Here is a 24,481-nt window from a genome sequence, read left to right as displayed (position 1 = left end):
AGGAGGACTCAAATAATATAATGCAAACATTTAATTTAATTGCTACCTGTGCTGCTGGAATCGAGGCCCTAGTAGGCAAAGAACTACGGGACTTGGGCTATCAAACCCAAGTTGAAAACGGTCGGGTTCGGTTTCAAGGAAATGTAAAGGATATTTTAACTGCTAACGTGTGGCTCAGAACTGCTGATCGAATTAAAATCGTAGTGGGTGAATTTAAAGCCTACACGTTCGATGAACTATTTGAAAAAACAAAGGCACTAGACTGGGGAACATTGCTGCCAATGGATGCTGAGTTTCCAATGGAGGGCCGTTCGCGTAATTCTAAACTCCACAGTGTGCCTAACGCACAAGCGATTGCTAAAAAGGCAGTGGTCAGTAAGCTAACGGATGTTTACCACCGGCGAACACGGTTTCCAGAAACTGGCGCCCGGTTTCCATTAGAAGTAGTGATCAATAAGGATAATGTAATGTTGACCCTAGACACCACTGGGAATAGTTTATTTAAGCGTGGTTATCGGGTTGAAAAGGGAATTGCACCCTTAAAGGAAAACATGGCTGCAGCATTGATTATGTTAACGAATTGGAAACCAGACATGCCATTTTGGGATCCAATGTGTGGTTCGGGAACCCTAGCGATTGAAGCAGCGATGATTGCTAGAAACATTGCTCCTGGGTTCAATCGTGATTTTCAATGTGAAGGTTGGGATTGGGTATCCGAAGAGCTTGCAGAGCAAGTCCGTAATGAAGCTGACGAACAAGCAGATTACGATACTGAACTTCAGATTTTTGCTTCTGATATTGATGGGAAGATGGTTGAAGCAACCAACCGCAATGCACAAGAAGCGGGCTTACAATATGATATTCAAACGAAACAATTAGCGGTCCAAGATTTTAAGACTGATTTAATTAATGGGGTCATTATCGCTAATCCACCGTATGGTGAACGAATGAGTGATAAGGAAAGCATTATTCGTTTATACCACCAAATGGGACGGGTCTTTAAACCCCTTACAACCTGGTCGAAGTACTTTTTAACTAGTGATTTGGAATTTGAACAACACTATGGTGAAAAGGCGACCAAGAAACGAAAGCTCTATAATGGATCCATTCGGACCGACTACTTCCAATATTGGGGGCGCCCAGACTTTAGAAAGAAGCATCAAAATGACTAATCAAAAGATTGCCATTATTGGCGGTGGAATTATCGGAAGTACCGTTGCATATTATCTAGCTACTTGTGAAAAATGGCGGGATTTTGACGTTACGTTATTTGATGATGGGACTGGACAGGCCACTAAGGCAGCTGCTGGCATTATTTCCCCATGGCTATCCAAACGCCGTAACCAGCGTTGGTACCGATTGGCAAGAATGGGTGCTGACGTCGTTAAACAAATCGCCCTTGAGACTAGGATGGACGTTTCCACTTATCATCAGAGTGGGACGATTATTACTAGGGATTCAATGGAGCGGATAGATGAGTTAATAGCACTTGCCATCGAGCGTAAACAGATGGCTCCATTGATGGGAACGATTCAAAAATTAAGCGCGGATACAGTTAACGAATTGATTCCAATGGTTACTAATCATTATCCGGGCGTATTCGTATCTGGAGGGGCCTGGATTGATGGGAAACGCTATCGAGAACGGCTTTTAAGGATTGCTGAACAGCGTAATTTGCATAGTAAAAAGCAAAAAGTTACTTTAACAAAAGAAAAAATAAAAAAATATTCAAAAATAATAATATGCACAGGCGCATGGATGCAAAAAACGCTAGCTCCATTGCAGTATAACTTAAACGTCCGTCCCCAAAAGGGTGAGTTAATCACTCTTCGTTTAAAGCATCCAGTTGCTAAAAGCCCAATGCCGGTTTTAATGCCCGAAGGGGAACGCGATTTTATCCCCATTGATAATCAACACATAATTATTGGTGCTACCCATGAAAATGATCAGGGCTTTGACCTACAGCCAAGCAGTGAAGTTATCAATGACTTATTAGCTAGTGCTCAAAGATTGATGCCTACCATTACCACTCAAAATATCGAGGAGGTCAGGATAGGGACCCGGGCGTATACTGATGATTTTGCACCGTTTTTTGGTTACTTACCCAATTTAGATAACGTGTTGATTGGTGGCGGATTAGGATCATCAGGATTAACGACTGGTCCAATGATTGCTAAATTATTAGCAGCTGAAGTGATTGACCCTAATTATCCTGATTGGGATGCTTATACGAAACCGATTGAGACCTACCTAAATTGATGCAGGGCTTGTTGGGCCAATTCATGGGCCCCCATATTCTGTGCTTCTGGAATCCATTGGTTCATTACTAATTGAAACTTAGCTTCTAGTGCTAAAATGGAATCCACAAATGGTTGGTAATGTTTAGCATACTGCTTATCTAGACTGTCTGCTAGGATCTTGCTATCTGTGTAGTAAAAGACAATCGTATGGCTCAATTTAGCTGCGGGAATTTGTTCAATTAGAGCCCTTAATCCCGCAATACAAGTAGTGAATTCTGCGGTATGATTATCATGAGCATCCCTTAATGGGACCTTCATTTGTAATTGATGACCATTATTTAAAATTAAAATACCACCGGCACTTTGATCATTCTTAATGTCACCATGATTCAAAGTAGCAGCATCAGTATATAGTTTATACATTGGTTAGCACACTCCATTCGAAAGGATTTAATTTAATGACTACGTCTAAAAGAACCTTTTTTTATCAACCTAACCCGTTAACATCAACGATTTGTTGGAGTTGGACGTTCATATTATTACTATTAGGAATCATTTTTTGGCTTGAAGTAACTCAATTTTCTTGGATCACGCTCTTTTTCTTTACCCTATTTACTTTAATTAGTGCAGCCCAATTATACTTCAGAAAAATTACGATTGAAAATGGTCAGTTTATGGTCGGACACGTAATGAATCCAAATTGGTTAAGGATTCCAATGCACAATATCAATAATCTCCATGCTGGTAAATTTACAATTAGTTTTGATTATCAGCAAAATCACTATCTTTTTATGCTACCAGCTAATTCTGTAATTGAAATCAATGGTATAATAAACGCATATCAATAAGTGGGGTGGAAATCGTGAAAACAGATATTGAAATTTCTCAAAATAGTGAATTATTACCAATTGGTAAAATTGCAAGTCAGTTGAGTTTAGGTGAGCAACAAATTGAGCCTTATGGACATTACAAAGCTAAGGTAACGTTGCCAGTTGCAAACCAAGATACCAAGGGAAAGTTGGTATTAGTCACTTCAATTAACCCAACTGCTGCTGGTGAGGGTAAGACAACAATGGCAGTGGGGTTGGGTGATGCACTAAGTGAACTGAAATACAAAACAGCACTAGCATTAAGAGAACCATCTTTGGGTCCAGTAATGGGCATGAAGGGTGGTGCCACTGGTGGTGGCTATTCACAAGTTATTCCAATGGAAGATATTAACCTACACTTTACAGGTGACTTTCATGCACTAACTGAAGCCCATGATACTTTATCAGCATTAATTGATAACCATATTCACCACGGTAATCAATTAAATATCGATCCCCGTCAAATCACTTGGAAACGGGTTTTAGATATCAATGACCGTGAGCTTCGCCACACGGTCATTGGTTTAGGTGGTCGAACATCCGGAGTTCCTAGAGAAGACGGCTTTGATATTACCGTTGCCAGTGAGTTAATGGCAATTCTATGCCTTAGTCGTGATATTAAGGACTTAAAAGAACGAATCAGTCAAATTTTAATTGGGTACACCTATGATCGTAAACCAGTTTACGTTAAAGACCTTGGGGTCCAAGGAGCATTGACCTTACTACTAAAGGATGCCATCAAACCCAATCTAGTGCAAACGATTGAACATACGCCTGCGTACATTCACGGGGGGCCATTTGCAAATATTGCCCATGGTTGTAACAGTATTATTGCTACCCGTGCGGGATTGAACACCGCTGATTATACGGTTACTGAATCCGGATTTGGTTCTGATTTAGGTGGTGAGAAATTCATGGATATCGTTGCTCCTCGCCTAGGTAAGACGCCGGATGTGGTGGTAATCGTTGCTACCATTAGGGCCCTTAAGTTAAATGGTGGGGCTGCAAAGGATGAATTGGCGACTGAAGATTTAGCTGCTCTAAAGAAGGGGGCTGCTAATCTAGGTCGACACATTCAAGCAATGCAGAGATACGGGAAACCAGTTGTCGTTGCAATTAACGATTTCACTAGCGATACTGAAGCTGAGATTAACCAATTAAAACAATACGTGACTGATAACTTCCACATCCCAAGTGTGACCTGCTACGAATGGGCCCAAGGTGGGAAGGGGGCCATTGACCTTGCAAAGGAAGTGGTAAAGGCCGCTGATACCCCCCACGAATTTAAACCATTATATTCAAACCATGATTCAATCGAGGCTAAAATCAATCAAATCGTTACTAATATTTATGGAGGCGACGGGATTGAACTTACCAGCAAGGCTAAAAAGCAGCTCAAGCAAATCGTTCAAAATGATTGGGATCAACTGCCAGTATGTATGGCAAAGACTCAATATTCATTAACTGATGATGCCTCTGTCCATGGGGCCCCAACCGATTTTAAGATTCACATTCGTGAATTTCAAGTGAAGCTCGGCGCTGGTTTTATTGTAGCATTGACTGGGAACGTATTGACCATGCCAGGGCTACCTAGTCACCCCGCTGCATTAAATATGGACATCAAGGATAACGGTGAAATCACCGGACTATTCTAAACGAAGGGACTTTAGCAATGCCTGTTATATTTATTATTTTACTTCTGGTTGGTTTAATTGGAATTGATCAAGGCATCAAAGCCTGGGTATCAGCATCAATGGCACAGGGCCAAATTGAAACTTTGATTCCAGGGGGATTATCACTAACTAACCTGCACAATCACGGAGCAGCGTGGAGCATGTTACAAGGAAAATTAAACTTTTTCATCATTATTTCAATCATTGCCATTGCAGTGATGCTCTACTACCTGTTCAAGCTCCGTCACAGTCGCGGTTATACAATTACCATTATCTTATTACTTGCAGGGACGGTTGGTAACTTTATTGATCGAAGTATTCATGGGTATGTCGTTGATATGTTCCAAGTAGATTTGAACCTGCCGTTTTTAAATTTCGTTTTCAACTTTGCGGATGCTTGTTTAACAATGGGGGTTATCCTGTTATTGATTATGCTATGGCGCAGTGAAACACCAGAAAAGAGTTGATTATTAATGGCTGAACAATTTACCATTACTGATCAAAGTGGCCGCATTGATAAGGTAAGTGCTGAGTTACAACCTAAAATGAGTCGGTCCCGCGCCAAGGATTTAATTCAAGCTGGTGATATCCTAGTTAATGGAGAGCAGGTCAAGCCTAAATATGAGGTGCGAACCGGAGATTTAATTCAAATTGACATCCCCGCGCCTAAAAAGCTAGATTTGATTGCGCAAGCAATTCCTTTAGATATCGTATATGAAGATGATGACGTGATCGTGGTCAATAAACCACAGGGAATGGTAGTGCATCCAGCACCCGGGCATCCTGACCACACGCTAGTGAATGCGCTATTGTTCCATACGCCCCTATCAAATATTAACGGGACGTTGCGTCCTGGGATTGTGCACCGGATTGATAAGGATACTTCCGGGTTACTAATGGTTGCTAAAAATAACCTAGCCCACGAATCACTTTCAAAACAGCTTAAGGACAAGACCAACATTAGGAAGTATGTAGCATTAGTCCATGGGGTAATTAAGTCAGACCATGGAACGATCGATGCCCCCATTGGGCGGGATAAAAAGGACCGAAAAAAACAAGCTATCGTTGCTGATGGCCGTCATGCGGTCACTCATTATCGAGTGCTAGAGCGCTTCGCTAATTACACGTTGGTGGAATGTCAACTAGAGACCGGGCGAACCCATCAAATTAGAGTCCACATGAAATCAATTGGCCATCCACTAGTGGGGGACCCGCTCTACGGACCACGGAAAACCATCCCTGGAAATGGACAATTTCTCCATGCTCAAGTATTGGGGTTCAAACATCCCCGAACGGGCAAGCAAATGTTATTTTCAACGCCCATTCCGCCTATTTTTGAAAAAACACTTAAACAATTACGGCATCAACGGTCATAGCATTGACAAATTTAACATTTTAAAATATTCTGATAATATATTAACCACTGGAAAATGGTTGCTGTTCGAGTGATCGAATTAGCAACCATTTTTAATAAAGGAAGGACTTTACAATGGGAAAAGTAATCATTGATAAAATGGCGATGCAACGCGCTTTAACTAGAATTACGTATGAAATTATTGAAAAGAACAAGGGAATTGATAACTTAGTGATCATTGGGATCAAAACCCGGGGGGTCTATTTAGCGAAGCGAATTGCTAATCGACTACAAAAATTAGAAAACGTGGAAGTGCCAGTAGGAGCATTAGACGTTACCAAGTATCGCGATGACATTGAACATGATAGCGCTAAGGAGACGCCCACGGTCGTTGCCAGTGGCGAAGACCGGGTCTCAGTTGAGGGAAAAAACGTAATCTTAGTTGATGATGTATTGTTTACTGGCAGGACCATTAACGCTGCGTTGAGTGCGATTACTGAATTAGGACGGCCCAATAGTATTCGGTTAGCAGTATTAGTAGACCGTGGCCATCGCGAACTACCAATTCGTGCTGATTTCGTTGGTAAGAACATTCCAAGCGCCCAGAATGAAAAAATCAAGGTCTCAGTCCAAGAAATTGATAAACGTGATGCTGTGGAAATTGTCAATAAATAACTCTGGAATCGATAGGAGCATTATAAAATGACAAAACGTTATTTAATATTAGAAGATGGCTCAGCATATCCTGGAGAAGCATTTGGTGCTTTAGCTACCACCACTGGTGAAATTATCATTAATTCAAATATGATGGGGTATCAGGAGTCCATTACCAATCCAATCTATCATAATCAAATTATTGTATTCACCCAACCCACCATTGGCAATGTTGGGATTAATCACCGCAGTTATCAATCGATTGTGACCAGCATTAAGGGAGTAATTGCCCGTGAATACTCTGATACCACTAATAATCATCAACACAAGCAATCGCTAGATACGTTCTTAAAGCAACATGAAATCCCGGGAATCGCCGGGATTGATACTCGTGAATTAGCTCACCGCATTAGTAAGCACGGGACCATGAAGGCTAGCATTGTCGATGTTGATGATGAACACGCATTCGATCAATTGAACGCTACGGTGCTGACCAACCAGCAGGTATCACAGGTAGCCACGCCCAAACCATATCCCAATCCGGGGGATGGTTTTAACATTATCGTGATTGACTTTGGTTTGAAACAGGGAATCTTAAGAAAACTAGATGAACGTAATTGTAATATCGTAGTAGTGCCATGGAACACAACGGTAGAAACAATTTTGAGCTTAGATCCAGATGGGATCGTGATCTCTACCGGTCCGGGGAACCCTGAGGATATGCCTAAATCAATCATTAAGACCATCCAAAGGTTACAAACGCAGTTCCCGTTGCTAGCGATTGGATTGGGCCATGAGTTATTTGCCCTTGCTAATGACGCTAGGGTCTATAAATTGACCAATGAACATCACGGTAGTAACCATCCAGTTAGAAAAATCATTACGAACCAGGTCATTTATGTTTCACAAGCTCAGGGCTACGCCGTTGATTATAAATCGATCAATAAGGATAAATTGATCACAACCTATATCGATCTATATAATGGGACGGTCCAGGGATTAAGGCATCGTGACTTTCCAGCTTTTTCGGTCCAGTTTTCACCAGATGGCGAACCCGGGCCAACGATTGCATCTGATATTTTTGACGAATTCTTAGAAAACATTGGTTCACAAAGGAGGTGATCACGTCTTGATCGATCAAAGCATTAATAAGGTCTTAATTATCGGGGGTGGTCCCTCCAAAGTGGGCCAGGAAAATGAATTGGATGCGGCCATATTTCAAACCGTCGTTAGTTTTAAACGGGTCGGGGTAAAGAGTATTATTATCGATGATAATCCATACTCGATTGCAACGACCGAAATTAAACCAGCAAGTGCGTTTATTGAAGCTGTTAATCTAGATAACTTGGTCAAAATCATCCAATGTGAACATCCCGATGCCATCTTACCGACCCTGGGGGGACCGAATGCCATTGCCCTGTGCCAAAAATTGGATGAGATGAAGATATTAGCAAAGGAATCCATCCAATTACTGGGACTGTCCAAGGCAGCCCTAAAGTTAGTTGGAAACCCGTTACGCTTTAGCCAGTTAATGAAGGAAGTCCAAGAACCGATCATTTCTTCAACCATTGTGCATTCTAATACCGAAGCATTTGACCTGGTTCGCAAAGTAGGCTTTCCAATCATTATCAAGCCCGTTCTATCATCAATTAATAGCCGCCGCACGATTTGTAATAGTTTTGATGAATTAGATTCTGCATTGACCGAATCATTTACCGATTCGACCTTAAACCGGTGCGTAATTGAAAAAAGTATTGTTGGTTACAAGGAGCTAAGTGTTTTAGGAATTCGCGATCCGAACGGGACTAAGTTGATCATCAACGGCATTGAAGACATTGATGCGATCGGAATCCATTCTGGAGACTCAATCGCCATTTCACCAATTCAAACCATTACCGATTTTGTTTACCAACGGTTACGTGAAGCAGCGTTAAAAGTCATTGATCAACTAGCAATCGTGGGGGCTTGTGAGGTCAGTTTTGCGGTCAATCCCGATACTAATGACTATTTTGTAACTAAGGTCACGCCGAATTATAACCGTGGGTTTGCATTAGCTACGCTTGCAACTGGGTACCCATTGAACTACGTTGCCGCTCAATTGGTGTTAGGGAATGGCTTTGCCGACATTCATTTACCACACGACTATGCAAAGCTAACCACCTTTATGGAACCGGTCATGGACCGCATCTTAATTCGCATTCCACTATGGCCGTTCGATAGTTTAAAGCATGTTGACCAACACCTAGACCAATCGATGAAGTCAGTCGGTTCAGCGGTAGGGATTGGCCGAACGGTTGAAGAGGCGCTCTTAAAGGCAATGCGTAGCTCGCAGTTCAATCCACGGGATGTATTGCCCAACATGGAGGAGCTAAGCGATGATGAATTGATTAGCCAATTAATTCATCCCAAGGCGAGTCGAATTTTAGTGTTGATTGAAGCTCTCCGACGGAATTACCCGGTCGAAGACCTTTCTGAGCTCACTAAAATTGACCCATTTTACTTTAAGCGGTTAAAAAAACTGTTAACCGTGGAAAATTTATTGTTGGATCGACCATTGACCGCGGATGCATTAATTACAGCCCACCGGAGTGGCTTTGGTGATGGGATGTTAGCAGCTGCTTGGCAGGTTGATTTAGACAAAGTAAGGGCGTTTTCACAAAGTGAACATAGTTTACCGACCTATAAAATGATCGAACCATCTGCTGGTGAAGAGTCGCCAACGATTCGCTCATTTTACAGTAGTTTTGAATTGGAAAATGAGTCCCATCAACTATCTGATCGTTCAGCCCTAGTAATCGGGCGGGGCGGTAATCGACTGGGACCGAATACCGCCGCTGATTACTACACTTCAGAAGTATTAATTCAAATGCATCGATTAGGTTACAAGACGATTATCATGAATAATAACCCTAATTCAGTTTCGTTAAGTCCCCAGCTCAGTGACAAACAATACATTGAGCCCATTCAAATTGGGGCCATTTTGAACATTGCTGAAATTGAAAAGCCGGCGATCGTGGTGGTTCCTGGAAATCGGCACTACCTAGTTCGGCAGTTACGGCAATATCCAGAACTAAAGGTCGTGGTGCTTCCACCTGATCAAGAAACGGGCGTTACCCTTCCCCAAAAAACCAGTTTTGCGATGAACTTCTTTGTGACTAAGGATGAAATTCGCTTTATCAATACCGTGAAATTAGCCTCCGGTAAAAATAACGAGTTAAAGGACATTTCACACTTGGCATTTCCATATGACATTGATGAACAACAGCTGAAGGGCTTAATCACTGATGCTAAGGAATTAATTAGTAGCTCATATTGGAAGGGGCTAGTCCAAATCTTGGTATTAGCAGACCATGATCACTTTAAGGTGGTTGGGATTCGTCCAATTCGAATTATTGAGACCATCTTTTTAAACCGGATTTCAAACGTTAATTGGATCAAAATGTTAGTCAAGTTATATACTAACCACCTCAGTGCGGATGATTTAGATCGGGCATTCAATGAATTATCCTTTGTTCCGTCCGCTGAAATGAAGCCTACGTTCCCATTTATTGATTTAAAGGTCGATCAAATCGTTGGAACGACAAATCAAGAGGTCGGAGCACAAATAAATTTCGATCCTGAAAAATAATAATTTAAAATTAAATGGTCATCCCTGAAATTTATTTCAGGGATGACCATTTTTAGTTATTGATCATTGTTTGCCCGTAGTTGATCAACCATTGCTTTAGTTGGGGTAACATATATCGTATTTTGTCCTTCATAAATGACAAAGCCAGGTTTTGCACCATGTGGTTTTTTCACGTGTCTGACTTGGACGTAGTCAACAGGAACGTTCGCTGAATCACGCCCCTTTGAAAAGTATGCGGCTAAGATGGCAGCTTCCGTGATGGTTTGGTCACTAGGATCGAACGAGCGAATGATTACGTGGGAGCCATGAATTTTTTGTGTATGCAACCAGGTATCACGCTTATCAGCTGTTTTAGTGGTTAACCGATCATTTTGTAAGTTGTTCTTACCGACTAGGATCACGGTCCCATCACTAGCCTTGAACTGCTCCGGTTGACTGATTTTTTGTCTTAATGCTTTCTTCTTATTCTGGTGTTCATGGTCGCGTAAGTAGCCCCCTTGTTGTAATTCAGCTTTAATATCAACCAAATTACTAGGTGCTGCTAGTTCGATTTGTGACAGAATATTATCAAAGTAGTCAATATCAGCGTTAGTTAAGTCGAGCTGATGGTGAACGAATTTAATTGCATTCTTCTTCTTTTGGTATTGTTTAAAGTACCACTGGGCATTTTGTGAGGGGGATTTTTCCGGTGATAGACTAATTTTAATCGGGGCGTTATTATCATAGAAATTAGGGAGTTCGATCGTCGTACTCCCATTATGAACTTGATTTAAGTAGGTCGTTAAGACTTCCCCCCTGATCCGATAGTCGTCAGCATGCTTAGTATCAGCTAACGTTTGTTCTAGCTTTTTAATTTTATTCCGATTTTTCTTAAGTTCATTTTTAGTGACCTTAATCAATACTCCACCTTGCTCACGAACGCGATCTCGTTGGGCCTTAGTCTGGTAATAATGATCTAATAATAAGCTTAGTGATTCGTATTGTTTCAATGGGGCATCAATTCCGATTGGTTTAAATGGTAAAAAAATCGGTTTCTTAGCATCGATCATCGTCGGAACCGGGTGGTCAAACTGATTAAAAAACGTTTTAAACTGTTGGTCAAGGGCATTGGATGCATGTAAAAAGCGAGCTAGTTGGGCTGCGGTATCTCGGCCCAGTCCCTGGAATGTTTTTTGTAGGGATCCAGCCAATACATCGCGATTGGGGAACGTAGTTACTAATTCACTTAATTGATTCCAATCATTGAATTGGAACGGATCGATTAAGTCCTGCTTAGGGGGGTTAACGTATTCATCACCAGGAAGGATCGTTCGATAACGACTCTTATCCGGGCCAATTCGTTTAATGGCATCAATAATTCGACGATCAGAACCGTCCACTAGAATTACGTTACTATGCCGGGCCATAATTTCGATGATTAATACCATTGATTTTAAATCACCAATTTCGTTCCGGACAGTAAAGTGGAATTGAATCACCCGGTCATTATTAGATTGAGTGATGTTAGTTAAAACACTACCACTTAAGTACTTTCTTAACGTCATGTTAAAGTTCGTCGGTACGGGCGGGTTCACATATGGGATGGCAGTAACTTGAGCTCTAGCATAGCTAGGGTTTGCCGATAATAGTAGAGGATAACTTTTTCGATTGGATCTGATGGTAATAATAATTTCATTTGGATAGGGTTGATTGATTTTAGAAATCCGGCCACCAGTTAATTGAGCACTTAACTCGGTTACCATAGCGTGGGTAAAACTTCCGTCAAAAGACACTTTTCAATCACTTACTTTCGATATTAAGATATAACTGTATTATAACAAAAAAATAGCGGGATGATTATTTGAAAGCATGATTAATGGTATAATTAAAGTTAGTTGTAAAAATTTAAAGGATGGATAATAAATGAAAATCGCAGTTGTGACTGATAGTACCGCTTATCTTTCTAAAGATGAGCTAATGAAATATAATATTCATATTTTACCAATCTCAGTCATCATTGATGGCAAAACCTACGATGAAGGGATTAATATTAACACTGATGAATTTTATGATAAATTACAATCAGCAAAAGACTTTCCTAGTACTGCTCAACCGGCGACGGGTAAAATCATTCAACTATACGATCAATTAGCAGATGAGGGCTATGATGCCGTGATTAGCATTCACCTTGCAAGTACGATTTCAGGGTTGTATAACCAGATTGCAGCACTAGCTCCAAGCATCGATAACATTAAGATTTATCCATACGACTCTAAAATTACGGTCAAGCTAATGGGCAACTTAGCCATTGCTGCTGCTCAAATGGCTCAATCCGGTGAACCAGTTGCGGATATTTTAAAACAATTAGATCAATTAAGAGCAACAATTGATGAAATTTTCGTGGTAGATGATTTAAAGAACCTAGTTAAGGGCGGGCGTCTGTCTAATGCGGCTGGGGTAGTTGGCAGTCTATTAAACATTAAGCCACTACTAACATTTGATAACCAAAGTGATAAAATCGTTGCATTCGATAAAGTCTGAACTAGAAAGCGGGCCCTGAAGCGCGCCGAAAGTATCTTTACTCAAAAAACTAAGGATTTAAATTATCCGATTCGAGTTCTCATAATTAATGGCAACGATCCCGCAGGTGGAAATATGTGGGCAGATAGCATCAAACAAATCCGACCTGATGTGCATATTGAGCAAAGCTACTTCGGCCCGGTAATTGGGGCACATTTAGGTAATAAGTCCCTTGCATTAGCTTGGATGCGTGACTTTAATCGTTAGGGTGTTATTGATTAGTAAGTGATGAAAGAGTAGAATAATATTATTATAATAATTTTTTATTATAAAATACTTGGAGTAGGGACTAGCGCGTCAAGTGCCATTGGAACGGAATGTGAACTTTGGACGAAAAACGATGCGTTTGCGATGTTAGTCCCGCATTCGCCACCATTAATAGTGGCAGCTCTATTTAGGAGATGTCTCTTTTGCATACCCAAAAGAAAATATTTACGCAACCTAACGCTAGTGGAATTGCCATCTTAGGGCTTTTAACTGCGATTCGGTTGATATTAGGAAGTAGTTTATTTACATTTTACTTAATTCCTAATAAGATTCAGTTCAGTTTTGCATTCATTGCTACTTTTTTAATTGCAATGTGGTTCGGACCGTTTTGGGCCGGATTTATCGGCGGTTTTGCTGATATTTTTCTAACGTTAATTTCTGGGCAAATTTATTTCCCAGGATTTACGTTATCAGCAATCATAACTGGGTTTGTTTTTGGCATTTTTTTCTTCAATCGTCAGCCAACCCTTAAAACCATTATCATTTCTCAATTAATCGTAGTAATCTTTGTTAATTTATTTCTGAATACACTTTGGGTCGTGATTTTAAACCATGTTCCATTCGATGTGATTTTTATTTCTCGATTCATTAAAGAAATAGTCACTGTTTTAGTTCAGGTATTTATTATGGATCTAATCGTGAAAAATAAAACAATTATTTCCTTAGGAAAACGCCTTAGAAAATAATTTAAGCATCTTCAGTGAATTACATAATTCACTGAAGATGCTTTTTAATTTAGCAGGGTGATATTTGTTTTATTACTTTACATAATATATATTATCGGAAGTTAATCATTTGCCTTAAAACGTTCTATATGCTTTTAACTTAAAAAATAAATAACTCGCTTAAATAATTATCTTACTTAAGCGAGTTAAAATTAATATCTAAAATAATTCAAATAAAGTATCAACACTAGCGTATGCCATAAAGGCAATTACAATCCATCCAGTTATCGTTAACCATAAAGGATGGTGGTAAGCTTTGCCCATAATTGATTTTTTTCTAACAGCCACTAATAGGATACATAGTGCAATTGGTAGTACGAATCCATTCAATGCACCTACTAAAACTAATACTTTAGCGGGATTCCCAATAAAGTAAAAAATTAGAGTTGAAAATACGATAAAGCTGATGACAATTGAATTTCTGTATTTTTTAAATAATGCAGTTGTTCTTTCATTTACTGCATAATCTAAGAATGAAGTAGAAGTAAAAGTTGATCCTAAAATTGATGACATCCCTGATGCAAATAGTAATAATCCGAAGAATTTATATCCGAAGTTACCAGCTGCATGTAGGAAGATAGATGCAGCTGGGTTAGCTGGATCAAGTTTAAATCCTTCCATTACCACAGCTAGCCCGGCTAAAAATAGCATAATTCTAATGATAGATGCTAACGTAATTCCAGTCAAAGCTCCTTCATTGATGTATTTAATGTCTTTAATTCCTTTTGCACCACCATCTAATAAGCGGTGTCCACCAGAGAATGAGATGTATCCACCAACAGTTCCCCCTACAATGGTTACGATTGAATAAAAGTCAATCTTAGTTGGCGTAAAAGCATGGGTAGCAGCAGCTTGAAATGGAATTTTAGTTACGAATAATATGTAGATTAAAATTCCAATTTTAATTACTGCTAATATTTGAACGGTTCGGTCCATTGCTTTTAAAGCATTTTTAACAATGAAAATGCAAATTGCAATTACAGCGGCAATCACTGCCCCGTTCTCTGGAGAAATACCGAATAATACGTTCAACCCAAGCCCTGCTCCGCCAACATTTCCAATGTTAAAAACTAATCCACCAATAGCAACCAAGGTGGATAATAAATATCCTAATCCTGGGAAGACTTCGTTAGCTAATACTTGAGCCCTTTTACCAGAGACTACGATAATTCGCCAAATGTTTAATTGGACGACAACATCCATAATGATACATATAATAATTGCGAAACCGAAATTGGCACCTAATTTACCAGTAAACGTCGCCGTTTGGGTTAGAAAACCAGGGCCAACGGCAGCCATAGCCATGAGGAAAGCTGCCCCCATTGCAACACTGCGCATTTGTTTACCATGATTGTTAGTTGGTGTTGTTTTATTATCCATTTATAGCACCCCTTTTACCAATTATTTTGCCTTATTGATTGTAATTGAATCTAACTTTAGTTGATCAACTAACCTTCGAACAATGGCAAGTGCCTTTTGATTATCACCATGAACACAAATCGAATCCACTTGTAATGAAACTGTTTCCCCTGTAATTGCTGTTACTGAATGATTCTTAATCATTTCAACAGTTCTTTTCGCAATTAACTCAGGATCGCTGATTACAGCATTTGGTTGTGAACGTGGAACCAGCGTTCCATCTGCTTGGTAATTACGATCTGCAAATACTTCCGAAACTACGGGTAACCCAAATTCTTGTGCAGCTAATACCAATTGGCTATTTGATAATCCATAAACTAGTAAGTGTGAATCTACATTTTGAATTCCCTTGCAGATGGCCCGAGCTAGATTAATATCCTTTCCAGCTGCATTATACAAAGCACCATGTGGTTTAACATGATGTAACCGATGCCCTTTAGTAAATCCAGCCAATGCAGCAACTTGGTAAGTCACCATATCTGTAACGGATTCAGCATCCATTTGGATATAACGACGACCAAATCCGTTTAAATCTGGAAAACCAGGATGAGCACCAATTCCCACCCCGGCTTTTTCAGCAAGCTGAACTGTTTTAGCCATTACATTTGGATCGCCAGCATGAAAGCCACATGCAATATTACATGAACTAACTAACGATATAATTTCAGCATCGTTACCTAAATGATATCGACCATAACTTTCACCTATATCACTATTTAAATCAATTGAAACCATTTAGATCACTTCCCTAATATTTTAGTGTTGAATTAATGACATCTGTAACTAACATATGTCCAGGAGCATGTGTAATTACTAATGGTGGTTTAGTCTGCATGATTACATTTTGTGGAGTAACTCCACAGGGCCAAAAGACAGGTGTTTCACCATCTTTAACTGTTACTGTATCACCATAGTCCGGATGATTAAGGTCACGGATTCCAATTTCTTCTGGATGACCAATTTGGATTGGAGCTCCGTGCACTTTAGGCATATTGGCAGTCACTTGAACCGCTGTGGGAACCAATTCATCCCTAATCGGTCTCATACTAACTACCATATTTCCATGAAATACACCAGCAGATTTAAGTTTAATATTGGTGTTAAACATTGGAACGTTAACGTGTTCACTAATATTACGAACATCAATCCCAGCAGCTAATAGTTCTGATTCGAATGAAAAACTACAACCAATAATGAAACTAACTAAATCATTTGACCAAATATCTTCGATTGAAGTAGTTTCAGACGCTAATTTACCATTACGATAAATCCGATACTTTGGAAAATCATTAGCTAAGTCAACATCTCTTGCAAAATCGACTAATTTACGACTACCTACATCACTTACTTCTAGGACGGGACATGGTCTAGGATTTCGTTGAGTAAACAATAAGAAATCATAAGCCAATGCCTTTGGTAAAATGACTAAATTAGCCTGGGTATAGCCTGCACATAATCCACTAGTCTGATTAGTATAATCGCCCTTACGAATCAAATGCCTTAGCTCAAGTGGACTTAATTGTGTTAAGTTAGAATTATTTGCTTTAATCACCATCACCATCACTCCTGTTCATTCGATAACTGAATTTGATTATCCAACCAGTTCACATTGGTATTCATATTACGAAAATCAGGTTCACTTAAAATCTGAGCTAATAAATTCAAATTAGTATCGATTCCATTAACTACGGTCTCATCAATAACAGAGCGCATTTGCTGAACTACTTCTTGTCGATTTGAACCGAAGACAATTATTTTTGCAATCATTGCATCATAATATGGTGGAACGACGTAACCCTGATAAATTGCAGTATCAATACGAATGCCATATCCACCCGGCAAATGTAATCCTGTGATTGTTCCTGCACTTAGTGCCGTGATTCTACATTCTAATGCAAATTCGCTTTCATTCGGGTGCATTTTTGCTAGTTGTGCTCCTGCTGATACCATTAATTGAGCCTTAACTAAGTCAATCCCACTAGTTAATTCAGTGATGGGATGTTCTACCTGAATTCTAGTATTCATTTCCATGAAATAAAATCGTCCAGGTCCTTCATACAAAAATTCAATTGTCCCTAGTCCAACGTAGTGTAAAGGGGCAACAACATTCTCACAAATTGAAAGCATCCGGTTACGATCAACGTCATTTAAAATGACTGCAGGTGCCTCTTCCATTACCTTTTGATTATGAGATTGAATCGTACAATCACGCTCGCCAACAGAAACCACGTTCCCGTATTGATCAGCAATAATCTGCACTTCGATATGTCGAGGATTAGCTAAATATTTTTCAATATACATATGTTCATCATTGAAAGATTCTACGGCCTCACCTTGTGCAACGCTGAACAATTTGGCGAATTCTTTCCTACTATGAATAATTCGCATCCCCTTTCCACCACCACCAGAACTAGCCTTCAACATAACTGGATATCCGATTTGTTCAGCTTGTTCAGCAGCAACTTTTTCATCAGTCACCGCCTCCTTACTTCCAGATACGATTGGCATCCCGTTCAGATGCATCGTTTTACGAGCAGCCTCTTTGTTACCTAATAATGAAATTACATCAGCATCCGCACCGATATAGATTAAATCATTTGCTACTATTTGCTTAGCAAACGTTGGATCTTCTGATAGAAAACCATATCCAGGATGGATAGCATCAGACCTAGTTACCTTAGCAGCCTCAATCAACTGATCAATAGACAAATAACTATCTTTAGCACTTGCTGGTCCGATGCAGATGCTTTCGTCAGCTAGTTTGGTATGGAGTGCATCACGATCAGCAGTAGAATAAACAGCAACCGTTCGAATCCCTAAGTCTCGACAAGCTCGAATAATTCGGACGGCAATTTCACCACGGTTAGCGATTAATAATTTATGAAATGGCCAATCTACAACCGCTTTACTCGATTTGAATAAGTGGTTCATCATATTCCACCTCTTCTCCGTTATTAACCATAATCTTAGATACCACTCCAGGACGATCAGATTTAATTTCTGTCATTACCTTCATGGCCTCGATGATTCCAATTAAATCACCCGCCTTAACTTTCGTCCCCACTTTCACAAACGGATCATCTTGTGGTGATTTAGCAGCATAAAACACTCCTACCAGCGGTGAATTAACGGTGTAAGATTGATCATTATCAGTGGAGATTCCCTTATCATCAGTATGGTTAATAGGACCAAAAGTGTTTTCACTCCCAACTAATGATTGCTTTAAAGTAACTTCATCTTCTCCACTGCGGTAAGTAATTTCGCTTAGTTCATTTTGTTTTAAATAGTTGATTAATTCTTTTATCACTTTTAAGTCCATCTTTATCACTCCTGCTCAAATAAAGTACTAATTTTTTGTGCGGCACTACGCTTAATTCCGATTGGTGCTTTAAATCGTTTCAGATACCAACTGTGGTTAAGATTATTAATGGCAGTTTGTTGTTTTAATAATTCATCATTTGCATCCTCAAATGACACCAAGTCAAATTTAATCAATCGATTTGTTTGGCTTTGTACGAATTTAGGGATATCTACTGAAATAATAACGCCAATTACTGGATAGCCACCGGTTGTTTGGCGATCCGCTAATAATACGATGGGCTTTCCATCTGAACTAATTTGAATGCCACCAAAAACAGTTGCTTCTGATAGCATGTTAGCAGCACTAGTTTTAATTGGTTTCCCTATAAGTCGATATCCCATCCGATCGGCAGCACTTGATACTTGATAGGATTGACCTAGAAATGTTTTAACATCTGCTTGTTCGAATTGTTCCCATTGAGGACCCTTAACAAAACGAATGGTAATATAATTATTAACTGAAACTGGAGATTTTAATGGTGATTGTCGAAAAGCAAATTCGTCCAAAGTATTATTCGAACTAATGGGGATACAATCACCAGCTTGTAAACTACGTCCATGAAGGCCACCAATTCCTATCCGAGTTGTAGTGGAACGACTGTCCATTACTACCGGAATTAAGATTCCACCCGCAATTGCTAAATAGCCATACCGGCCGCTATTAGCATAACCAATTTTTAAAATGTCGCTACGTTGAACCATGATAGCTCGATTAGGATTAATAGATTTTCCATTCAACGTTAATGCAAAATCGCCACCGGTAAAAGCAATAAAAGTCTCGGATTCAAACTGAAACGTTCCACCTGTAATGCACACTTCTAGCACTGCAGCATCAACAGCATTTCCAACTAATAAATTGGCAATTTTACATGCAAATTGATCCATGCATCCTGAAGTGGGAAAACCATCAATTTGGTGATTAAAACGTCCTAGGTCTTGAATAGTAGTCTGTAATCCAGCATCGATCACTAATAATTTATCCATTTTCAACGACCACCCTTACTTTGTATTCGCCCTTTTGATCAGATAGCTTGATTTTTTCATATTCATCTAGACTGATTGAAAAGAATTTAACGAAATCACCTGAATGGAAAAATAATTCTGGTTTCCTTTGATTATATAGCTTGAGTGGAGTCCTACCAATCAAACGCCATCCACCTGGAGCATCGACTGGATAAAAGCCGGTCTGGATTCCTGCAATTCCAACGCTCCCTGCTGGTATTTTTACCCGAGGAGTTTCTAACCTAGGCATTGCAATTTGCTTATCAACGCTAGCCATATATGCAAATCCTGGTAAAAAGCCTAAAAAATAAATTAAATAGGTTCCCTGCGTATGCATCCTAATGACTTCTTCAGGACTGATACCAGCGAACTCAGCTACTGACTGCAAATCCGGATTATAAGGATTTTCATAGCAAACTGGAATTTTTAATATCCTTTTTTCAGCGTTCTGTAAAGATTCATCCGTACTCAATAATCCATTTAATTTTGATCTTAATTGTAAATATGTAACTTTTAGTGCATCAAAACTGATCATTAAAGTATGGTAAGCAGGAATTAAGGACTGAATCCCGACGATATTTAACTGGTTAATCTGTTTTACCAATGCTTGAATTTGGCGATTGACGGTAATATCAATCACATCTGGGAAAACAATTGATAATGCTTGATCACCAACTGGGATGATTTTAAATGAGTGCATGATGCGCCTCCTGTATGTCAATAAAAATAACATAATAGCAGATTGACAATTAGATTTTAATTGACATTATATTATTAATTATAGTGCAATGTCAATTCTAATTGTTTTTTAATGCATTTTAATTAATTAAAATCCAATATTAATGTATTAATTGTAATAATTTACATTTTTAAGCGTAATATATTGAATAAAAATCTATGTTATATTTAATATCACAAATGATAGACAATTAAATTGATTAAATCCTTATTAAATTTCTAATTAACAATGAATTTTCAGTCGGTGAAAATTACGTATAATTGTGATAAAAACCTAATGATTATTAAAAATATTTATGTGAATTATGACTATCTTTTGGTAATTATTGATGAAATCATGGTTACTTTCAAATATTAATATAGTTAATATTTCTAATAAAATTAAAAAAGAACTGACCCCAATTGGATATTAGAGTCAGTTCTTAAATGCAGCTAAATATTAAATTTTAAAACGACTAACGTTTTATTATACTTCATTCATAATTAAGTAAACCGTTTGCGTCATCTATTAATTATAGATAGTGCATCCCGCCATCAACCATGAAGGACTGTCCCGTAATGTATTCCGTCTTAGGGTTAACCAACCACGATACTAAGTTGGCAACGTCAGCAGGCGTCGCCTCACGGCCGCGGTCAATTTCAGTTAATACATCGGCCCGCTGTTCTGCAATTGAAATGCCCTTAATTGCAGCCGTCTTTTTATCAATTGCATCCCGCATTGGAGTTCTAACCACGCCCGGATTGTAGGCGTTGACCGTAATATCATCCTTGGCTAATTCCTTTGCCGCAGATTGGGTTAATCCACGAATCCCAAATTTAGAGGCCGAATAGGCACTTTGTAATGCAGAGGCTTCAACTCCAGCTAGCGAGGCGGCATTAACGATTCGACCACCATGTCCCTGCTTTAAAAATTGCTTAGCTGCCGCCTGAATCCCCCAATAAGTCCCCTTTAAATTGACGTCAATTAATCGTTCGAAGGCTTTCGGATCAGAATCCACAAAGGACTCAATAAAGGCAACCCCGGCATTATTGACCCATACACCGAGTTCACCCAGTTCGTTCACTGCATTTTGGACCAGTTCAAACACTGCATTCCGGTCTGCAACATCTAGTTTGTATGCCTTAGCTGAATACCCACTTTGTTTTAAATCGTTAGCCACTTGGTTGGCAGTTTTTTCATTAATGTCTGCTACTGCAATGGCAAATCCATCCTTTGCTAATTGATGGGCAATCCCCTCACCAATTCCCTGACCCGCGCCGGTAATTACTGCTGTTTTAGTCATCATTAATTCCTCCCTTAAATTAAAACGAGCGCTCCCATCCTAATTACAAGGACGAAAGCGCTCATTTCCGCGGTACCACCTTAGTTTGGTAGGTTTACCTACCACCCTTAGCCTTGGTAACGGAAGTCTCCGAATCTACCTCATTAATAACTCGGTAGAATCAATAAAGCAAAAGACCATCTTCAATTAATCAGAAACAAAACCTTCTCACTGTCAGTTTTTCACTTTAGAATCTAAATTAATTTACTCATCTTTAATCGTTAATTATTATTAATTACATTATAATCATTTTATAATGTAAGTCAATTAACTGCATCCCCAATTACTTAGGACTAAGGGTTCCACCACCAGCTAATTTGTAAGTTTTACCATTCAACCAAGAATTGGCTTGATTACTTTGATCGTAGTAAACTTTGTGCCCATTGGATTTAATGTTTTTAAGGGATGCCTTGCTCCCGACTAATTCCGTCAAGTATGAGTTTTGAGTCACGTTCCAAGAACTATTCCCATTTAACGTTAGTTTAGTAACCCCCTTGGTGTCGGATGAGTTAATACTGCCGGAGAGGCTACTGCCATCTTTTAGGACTAAGGCAACGGAACTACCACTAGCAACTTCCACATTTCCAGTAAGGGCCTGTTTAGTCGCAGTAAACGCCAATTTACCACCATTGCTATTACTGCTACCCCAACGGTCGCTTGCTGCCCTGATTAAAGTATTGGAAGCATTGCTTAACTTAACGTTATTTAAATTAATCTTAGCATTGGTATTAGTAACGTAGAATAATGCTCCGGTATGCTTAGTGGTGCCCTTAGAACCAGCAGTCACTTTAGAAGTTAGCGAACCGCCCTTCATTGTAAATGAAGCAGTTCCCGTTTTTGAATCACCAGACATACTTTGGTATAACATGACCCCATTATTCTGATTAGCAGTAAGGTGTGAATCAGTGGCATTGATGCTATTGTCACCCTCAATTACCGCCGCTTCGGCACTACTTGCATTTCCCTGAACGTTTTTAACGTTGATCTTACCAGTAGAGTAGATGATTGGTGATCCATCCCCAGCAGTTTTCAGATTCCCGGTGTTTAGGCTGACCGTTCCACCACCCCGATCAGTTGCAAGAGTTGCTGAGTGGCTACCCTGAGTCGAGATATTAGTATTCGTCGCCTTAATGGTTCCCTTTTGAGTAGCATCTAACCCCCTAGATGAATTCTGTTTAGTATTAATCTTAGCATGATTTAAATTGATGACCGCCTTATTACCAGTTGCAAAAACAGCATTGGCACCGTTCCCATTAGTAGTTTCAGTTAAGTGGTTAACGTTCGCAGTGGCGTTGCTAGTTACTAGCAGCCCTGCGTTCTGGCCAAAAAAATTACTATTGTCCTCGCTAGTCGTATTCCCGGTCTTTGCAATCACACTGTTATTGATGTTTAAAATACCGCCCTTTTTAACCAGCAATGCCGAACGATTTGCTTGGTCAGCCTTAACATCAGCATCGTTAACGGTCTTTTGACTAGTCACCGTTTGAGTCCCAGACAGTTTAGCGGAACTGGCGGAGCTTGCGCCAGGTTTGTTTGCGGGCTTAGTTTGGTTAATGGCCGCATGGACCATTGGATCATTATGAATTTGATTTAGTGGAGCAGCGGTGAAACCAATTAATGAGGCACTTAATAAAATAGATAGTAGTGTGTTCTTATGATTTTTCTTCATGGTCAAAACTTCCTTTACAATTTAATGTTTTTATCTTTTAGTTTATTAGTCGTTTCGATTAGCTTTGATCGAAACTAAGGGTTGCTTTAGATACCCATACTTGATGGCGAACGGAGTCACCATTGCAATTGAGAGGATGCTAATAATCAGTTTACTTTTAATCATTCATTCCTTCTTTCCTCTTGAATTGATATTAGTATATGTGACTGAGCATCGTTTGAGAACTACTTTAGTCCTAACTCAATTAAACCTTAGACAACGTAAGAAAATAACTAACATCCTTAAAGCAACCTTAAAGCAAAAAAACACTCCTGAATGGGCATTCAGGAGTGTTCAATCAACCAAAATCAATGGTATCGAAAATATTACGCTTAGTCGTTTCATCTAACCCTAAGTAGTGCAAAGTCATTGCCTCACTGGAATGATTTAAGGATTGCATCACTAATGCAATGTTATGATCAGTTTGTTCATAGAGCCGATATGCACCTGTTTTGCGCATTGTATGGGTCCCTAAATAATCAATATCCAATAATTCACCAGTCCGTTGCATAATTTTATAAAACTGATTAACTGTAATATGCCGATTGGGATACATAATCGAAGGAAATAACCATTCGGAAGTCTGGTGACGACTTCTAAGCATTTTCTGTCGCCATTGCTGGTATTGCAACAGATCATTTGCGACCGGTTTTAAATAGAGCCGATTTTGCTTGCCGGTCTTTTGATCATGAATATAACCACTATCACGGAGGATGCCATCTTCATCAAATACATCGGTAATTTTTAGCTTCATTACATCACTACATCTCAAAAGCGTTGCTTTCCCCAACTGAAAAATCATGTAATTGCGGGGGCCACTCTTTGCAAAATTATGTAATAGAGTGTCCTCAACTTCATTCAATACCTGGTCATCTTTGATTGGATAAACCTTTTCTTCCGTCATTAAATATCACCACCTGTTGCTATTATATCACTGTTTTTAAAAAACAGTGATATAGAAAA

Annotated in this window: 22 protein-coding genes, 1 pseudogene, 1 riboswitch and 1 other annotated feature; of the genes and pseudogenes, 11 read left to right on the top strand and 12 right to left on the bottom strand. The window is 39.4% G+C overall.

Annotated elements, in window-relative coordinates; all coding sequences use genetic code 11:
* Window positions 1–20 precede the first annotated feature (20 nt).
* Together MOO44_RS06900 and MOO44_RS06895 are read left to right on the top strand one after the other, a co-directional pair.
* Window positions 21–1,172: a THUMP domain-containing class I SAM-dependent RNA methyltransferase gene (locus MOO44_RS06900; RefSeq protein WP_260116409.1), complete on the top strand. Its 1,152-nt coding sequence runs from the start codon at window positions 21–23 to the stop codon at window positions 1,170–1,172.
* Window positions 1,099–2,259, top strand: coding sequence for an NAD(P)/FAD-dependent oxidoreductase (locus MOO44_RS06895; protein WP_341482920.1), 1,161 nt, complete (start codon window positions 1,099–1,101; stop codon window positions 2,257–2,259). The genes MOO44_RS06900 and MOO44_RS06895 overlap by 74 nt, the downstream gene beginning before the upstream one ends.
* Here the strand turns inward: MOO44_RS06895 and MOO44_RS06890 are convergent.
* Window positions 2,247–2,663 (bottom strand): ribonuclease HI family protein, encoded by a 417-nt coding sequence (locus MOO44_RS06890; protein WP_260116408.1) that lies wholly within the window; start codon window positions 2,661–2,663, stop codon window positions 2,247–2,249. The genes MOO44_RS06895 and MOO44_RS06890 overlap by 13 nt on opposite strands.
* Before the next feature lie 35 nt (window positions 2,664–2,698).
* Here MOO44_RS06890 and MOO44_RS06885 point away from each other — a divergent pair, with 35 nt between their 5' ends.
* The 7 genes from MOO44_RS06885 (at window position 2,699) to MOO44_RS06855 (ending at window position 10,418) form a co-directional block, all read left to right on the top strand.
* Window positions 2,699–3,088, top strand: coding sequence for an EbsA family protein (locus MOO44_RS06885; protein WP_260116407.1), 390 nt, complete (start codon window positions 2,699–2,701; stop codon window positions 3,086–3,088).
* 14 nt (window positions 3,089–3,102) lie between these two features.
* Window positions 3,103–4,764 carry a formate--tetrahydrofolate ligase gene (locus MOO44_RS06880; protein WP_260116406.1) on the top strand — a complete coding sequence of 554 codons (1,662 nt, stop codon included), beginning with the start codon at window positions 3,103–3,105 and terminating at the stop codon, window positions 4,762–4,764.
* A gap of 17 nt (window positions 4,765–4,781) precedes the next feature.
* Window positions 4,782–5,249 (top strand): signal peptidase II, encoded by a 468-nt coding sequence (gene lspA / locus MOO44_RS06875; protein WP_260116405.1) that lies wholly within the window; start codon window positions 4,782–4,784, stop codon window positions 5,247–5,249.
* A gap of 6 nt (window positions 5,250–5,255) precedes the next feature.
* Entirely contained in the window at window positions 5,256–6,158 is a 903-nt protein-coding gene (locus tag MOO44_RS06870) for an RluA family pseudouridine synthase (protein ID WP_260116404.1), read from the top strand.
* Window positions 6,159–6,271: 113 nt separating this feature from the next.
* Window positions 6,272–6,811 (top strand): bifunctional pyr operon transcriptional regulator/uracil phosphoribosyltransferase PyrR, encoded by a 540-nt coding sequence (gene pyrR / locus MOO44_RS06865; protein WP_260116403.1) that lies wholly within the window; start codon window positions 6,272–6,274, stop codon window positions 6,809–6,811.
* 27 nt (window positions 6,812–6,838) lie between these two features.
* Window positions 6,839–7,912, top strand: a complete 1,074-nt coding sequence (locus tag MOO44_RS06860) for a carbamoyl phosphate synthase small subunit (protein WP_260116402.1) — start codon at window positions 6,839–6,841, stop codon at window positions 7,910–7,912.
* Window positions 7,913–7,919: 7 nt separating this feature from the next.
* On the top strand, window positions 7,920–10,418 hold the full coding sequence (locus MOO44_RS06855) for a carbamoyl phosphate synthase preATP-grasp domain-containing protein (RefSeq protein WP_260116401.1): 2,499 nt from the start codon (window positions 7,920–7,922) through the stop codon (window positions 10,416–10,418).
* Window positions 10,419–10,474: 56 nt separating this feature from the next.
* On the opposite strand, the gene MOO44_RS06850 is transcribed toward MOO44_RS06855, so the two are convergent.
* Window positions 10,475–12,190 (bottom strand): NFACT family protein, encoded by a 1,716-nt coding sequence (locus MOO44_RS06850; protein WP_260116400.1) that lies wholly within the window; start codon window positions 12,188–12,190, stop codon window positions 10,475–10,477.
* A gap of 130 nt (window positions 12,191–12,320) precedes the next feature.
* Between MOO44_RS06850 and MOO44_RS06845 the strand changes: the two are divergent.
* Both MOO44_RS06845 and MOO44_RS06840 read left to right on the top strand, forming a co-directional pair.
* Window positions 12,321–13,184 (top strand): annotated as a pseudogene (locus MOO44_RS06845) (DegV family protein).
* A gap of 69 nt (window positions 13,185–13,253) precedes the next feature.
* Window positions 13,254–13,351, top strand: a riboswitch (THF riboswitch).
* Between the two features lie 36 nt (window positions 13,352–13,387).
* Complete coding sequence (locus MOO44_RS06840) at window positions 13,388–13,930, top strand: folate family ECF transporter S component (RefSeq protein ID WP_260116399.1); 543 nt, start codon at window positions 13,388–13,390, stop codon at window positions 13,928–13,930.
* Window positions 13,931–14,128: 198 nt separating this feature from the next.
* Here the strand turns inward: MOO44_RS06840 and MOO44_RS06835 are convergent, their stop codons facing one another.
* From MOO44_RS06835 to MOO44_RS06790, 10 genes are all read right to left on the bottom strand, one after another.
* A complete protein-coding gene (locus MOO44_RS06835; protein ID WP_260116398.1) occupies window positions 14,129–15,349 on the bottom strand; it encodes an NRAMP family divalent metal transporter in 1,221 nt (406 codons plus the stop codon).
* A 21-nt stretch (window positions 15,350–15,370) separates the two neighbouring features.
* Entirely contained in the window at window positions 15,371–16,123 is a 753-nt protein-coding gene (locus tag MOO44_RS06830) for a LamB/YcsF family protein (protein ID WP_260116397.1), read from the bottom strand.
* Between the two features lie 13 nt (window positions 16,124–16,136).
* Window positions 16,137–16,943, bottom strand: coding sequence for a putative hydro-lyase (locus tag MOO44_RS06825; RefSeq protein WP_260116396.1), 807 nt, complete (start codon window positions 16,941–16,943; stop codon window positions 16,137–16,139).
* Window positions 16,944–16,948: 5 nt separating this feature from the next.
* Complete coding sequence (locus MOO44_RS06820; protein WP_260116395.1) at window positions 16,949–18,322, bottom strand: acetyl-CoA carboxylase biotin carboxylase subunit; 1,374 nt, start codon at window positions 18,320–18,322, stop codon at window positions 16,949–16,951.
* Window positions 18,294–18,707: an acetyl-CoA carboxylase biotin carboxyl carrier protein gene (locus tag MOO44_RS06815; RefSeq protein WP_260116394.1), complete on the bottom strand. Its 414-nt coding sequence runs from the start codon at window positions 18,705–18,707 to the stop codon at window positions 18,294–18,296. Before MOO44_RS06815 ends, MOO44_RS06820 begins: the two co-directional genes overlap by 29 nt.
* A 5-nt stretch (window positions 18,708–18,712) precedes the next feature.
* Window positions 18,713–19,732, bottom strand: a complete 1,020-nt coding sequence (locus MOO44_RS06810) for a 5-oxoprolinase subunit C family protein (RefSeq protein WP_260116393.1) — start codon at window positions 19,730–19,732, stop codon at window positions 18,713–18,715.
* Window positions 19,725–20,450, bottom strand: coding sequence for a 5-oxoprolinase subunit PxpB (gene pxpB / locus MOO44_RS06805; RefSeq protein WP_260116392.1), 726 nt, complete (start codon window positions 20,448–20,450; stop codon window positions 19,725–19,727). Before pxpB ends, MOO44_RS06810 begins: the two co-directional genes overlap by 8 nt.
* Window positions 20,451–21,000: 550 nt before the next feature.
* A complete protein-coding gene (locus MOO44_RS06800) occupies window positions 21,001–21,771 on the bottom strand; it encodes an acetoin reductase (protein WP_260116391.1) in 771 nt (256 codons plus the stop codon).
* A gap of 44 nt (window positions 21,772–21,815) precedes the next feature.
* Window positions 21,816–22,039, bottom strand: a binding site (T-box leader).
* Window positions 22,040–22,093: 54 nt separating this feature from the next.
* Window positions 22,094–23,479, bottom strand: coding sequence for a hypothetical protein (locus tag MOO44_RS06795; RefSeq protein ID WP_260116390.1), 1,386 nt, complete (start codon window positions 23,477–23,479; stop codon window positions 22,094–22,096).
* A 337-nt stretch (window positions 23,480–23,816) separates the two neighbouring features.
* Window positions 23,817–24,422, bottom strand: a complete 606-nt coding sequence (locus tag MOO44_RS06790) for a tyrosine-type recombinase/integrase (RefSeq protein WP_260116389.1) — start codon at window positions 24,420–24,422, stop codon at window positions 23,817–23,819.
* Window positions 24,423–24,481: the final 59 nt, after the last annotated feature.

The organism is Nicoliella spurrieriana, assembly GCF_023380205.1.
GTDB lineage: Bacteria > Bacillota > Bacilli > Lactobacillales > Lactobacillaceae > Nicoliella > Nicoliella spurrieriana.
The sequence above is the reverse complement of the archived record's forward strand: the minus strand, read 5'-3'. Positions and strand labels throughout refer to the sequence as shown.

What these genes read in the sequence shown, in the direction of transcription:
- MOO44_RS06810 (WP_260116393.1), bottom strand. Translation starts at nt 19,732, where the DNA reads ATGGATAAATTATTAGTGATCGATGCTGGATTACAGACTACTATTCAA.
- MOO44_RS06815 (WP_260116394.1), bottom strand. Translation starts at nt 18,707, where the DNA reads ATGGACTTAAAAGTGATAAAAGAATTAATCAACTATTTAAAACAAAAT.
- pyrR (WP_260116403.1), top strand. Translation starts at nt 6,272, where the DNA reads ATGGGAAAAGTAATCATTGATAAAATGGCGATGCAACGCGCTTTAACT.
- MOO44_RS06800 (WP_260116391.1), bottom strand. Translation starts at nt 21,771, where the DNA reads ATGACTAAAACAGCAGTAATTACCGGCGCGGGTCAGGGAATTGGTGAG.
- MOO44_RS06890 (WP_260116408.1), bottom strand. Translation starts at nt 2,663, where the DNA reads ATGTATAAACTATATACTGATGCTGCTACTTTGAATCATGGTGACATT.
- MOO44_RS06825 (WP_260116396.1), bottom strand. Translation starts at nt 16,943, where the DNA reads ATGGTGATTAAAGCAAATAATTCTAACTTAACACAATTAAGTCCACTT.
- MOO44_RS06885 (WP_260116407.1), top strand. Translation starts at nt 2,699, where the DNA reads ATGACTACGTCTAAAAGAACCTTTTTTTATCAACCTAACCCGTTAACA.
- MOO44_RS06790 (WP_260116389.1), bottom strand. Translation starts at nt 24,422, where the DNA reads ATGACGGAAGAAAAGGTTTATCCAATCAAAGATGACCAGGTATTGAAT.
- MOO44_RS06820 (WP_260116395.1), bottom strand. Translation starts at nt 18,322, where the DNA reads ATGATGAACCACTTATTCAAATCGAGTAAAGCGGTTGTAGATTGGCCA.
- MOO44_RS06900 (WP_260116409.1), top strand. Translation starts at nt 21, where the DNA reads ATGCAAACATTTAATTTAATTGCTACCTGTGCTGCTGGAATCGAGGCC.
- lspA (WP_260116405.1), top strand. Translation starts at nt 4,782, where the DNA reads ATGCCTGTTATATTTATTATTTTACTTCTGGTTGGTTTAATTGGAATT.
- MOO44_RS06895 (WP_341482920.1), top strand. Translation starts at nt 1,099, where the DNA reads ATGGATCCATTCGGACCGACTACTTCCAATATTGGGGGCGCCCAGACT.
- pxpB (WP_260116392.1), bottom strand. Translation starts at nt 20,450, where the DNA reads ATGCACTCATTTAAAATCATCCCAGTTGGTGATCAAGCATTATCAATT.
- MOO44_RS06795 (WP_260116390.1), bottom strand. Translation starts at nt 23,479, where the DNA reads ATGAAGAAAAATCATAAGAACACACTACTATCTATTTTATTAAGTGCC.
- MOO44_RS06860 (WP_260116402.1), top strand. Translation starts at nt 6,839, where the DNA reads ATGACAAAACGTTATTTAATATTAGAAGATGGCTCAGCATATCCTGGA.
- MOO44_RS06870 (WP_260116404.1), top strand. Translation starts at nt 5,256, where the DNA reads ATGGCTGAACAATTTACCATTACTGATCAAAGTGGCCGCATTGATAAG.
- MOO44_RS06835 (WP_260116398.1), bottom strand. Translation starts at nt 15,349, where the DNA reads ATGGATAATAAAACAACACCAACTAACAATCATGGTAAACAAATGCGC.
- MOO44_RS06830 (WP_260116397.1), bottom strand. Translation starts at nt 16,123, where the DNA reads ATGGTTTCAATTGATTTAAATAGTGATATAGGTGAAAGTTATGGTCGA.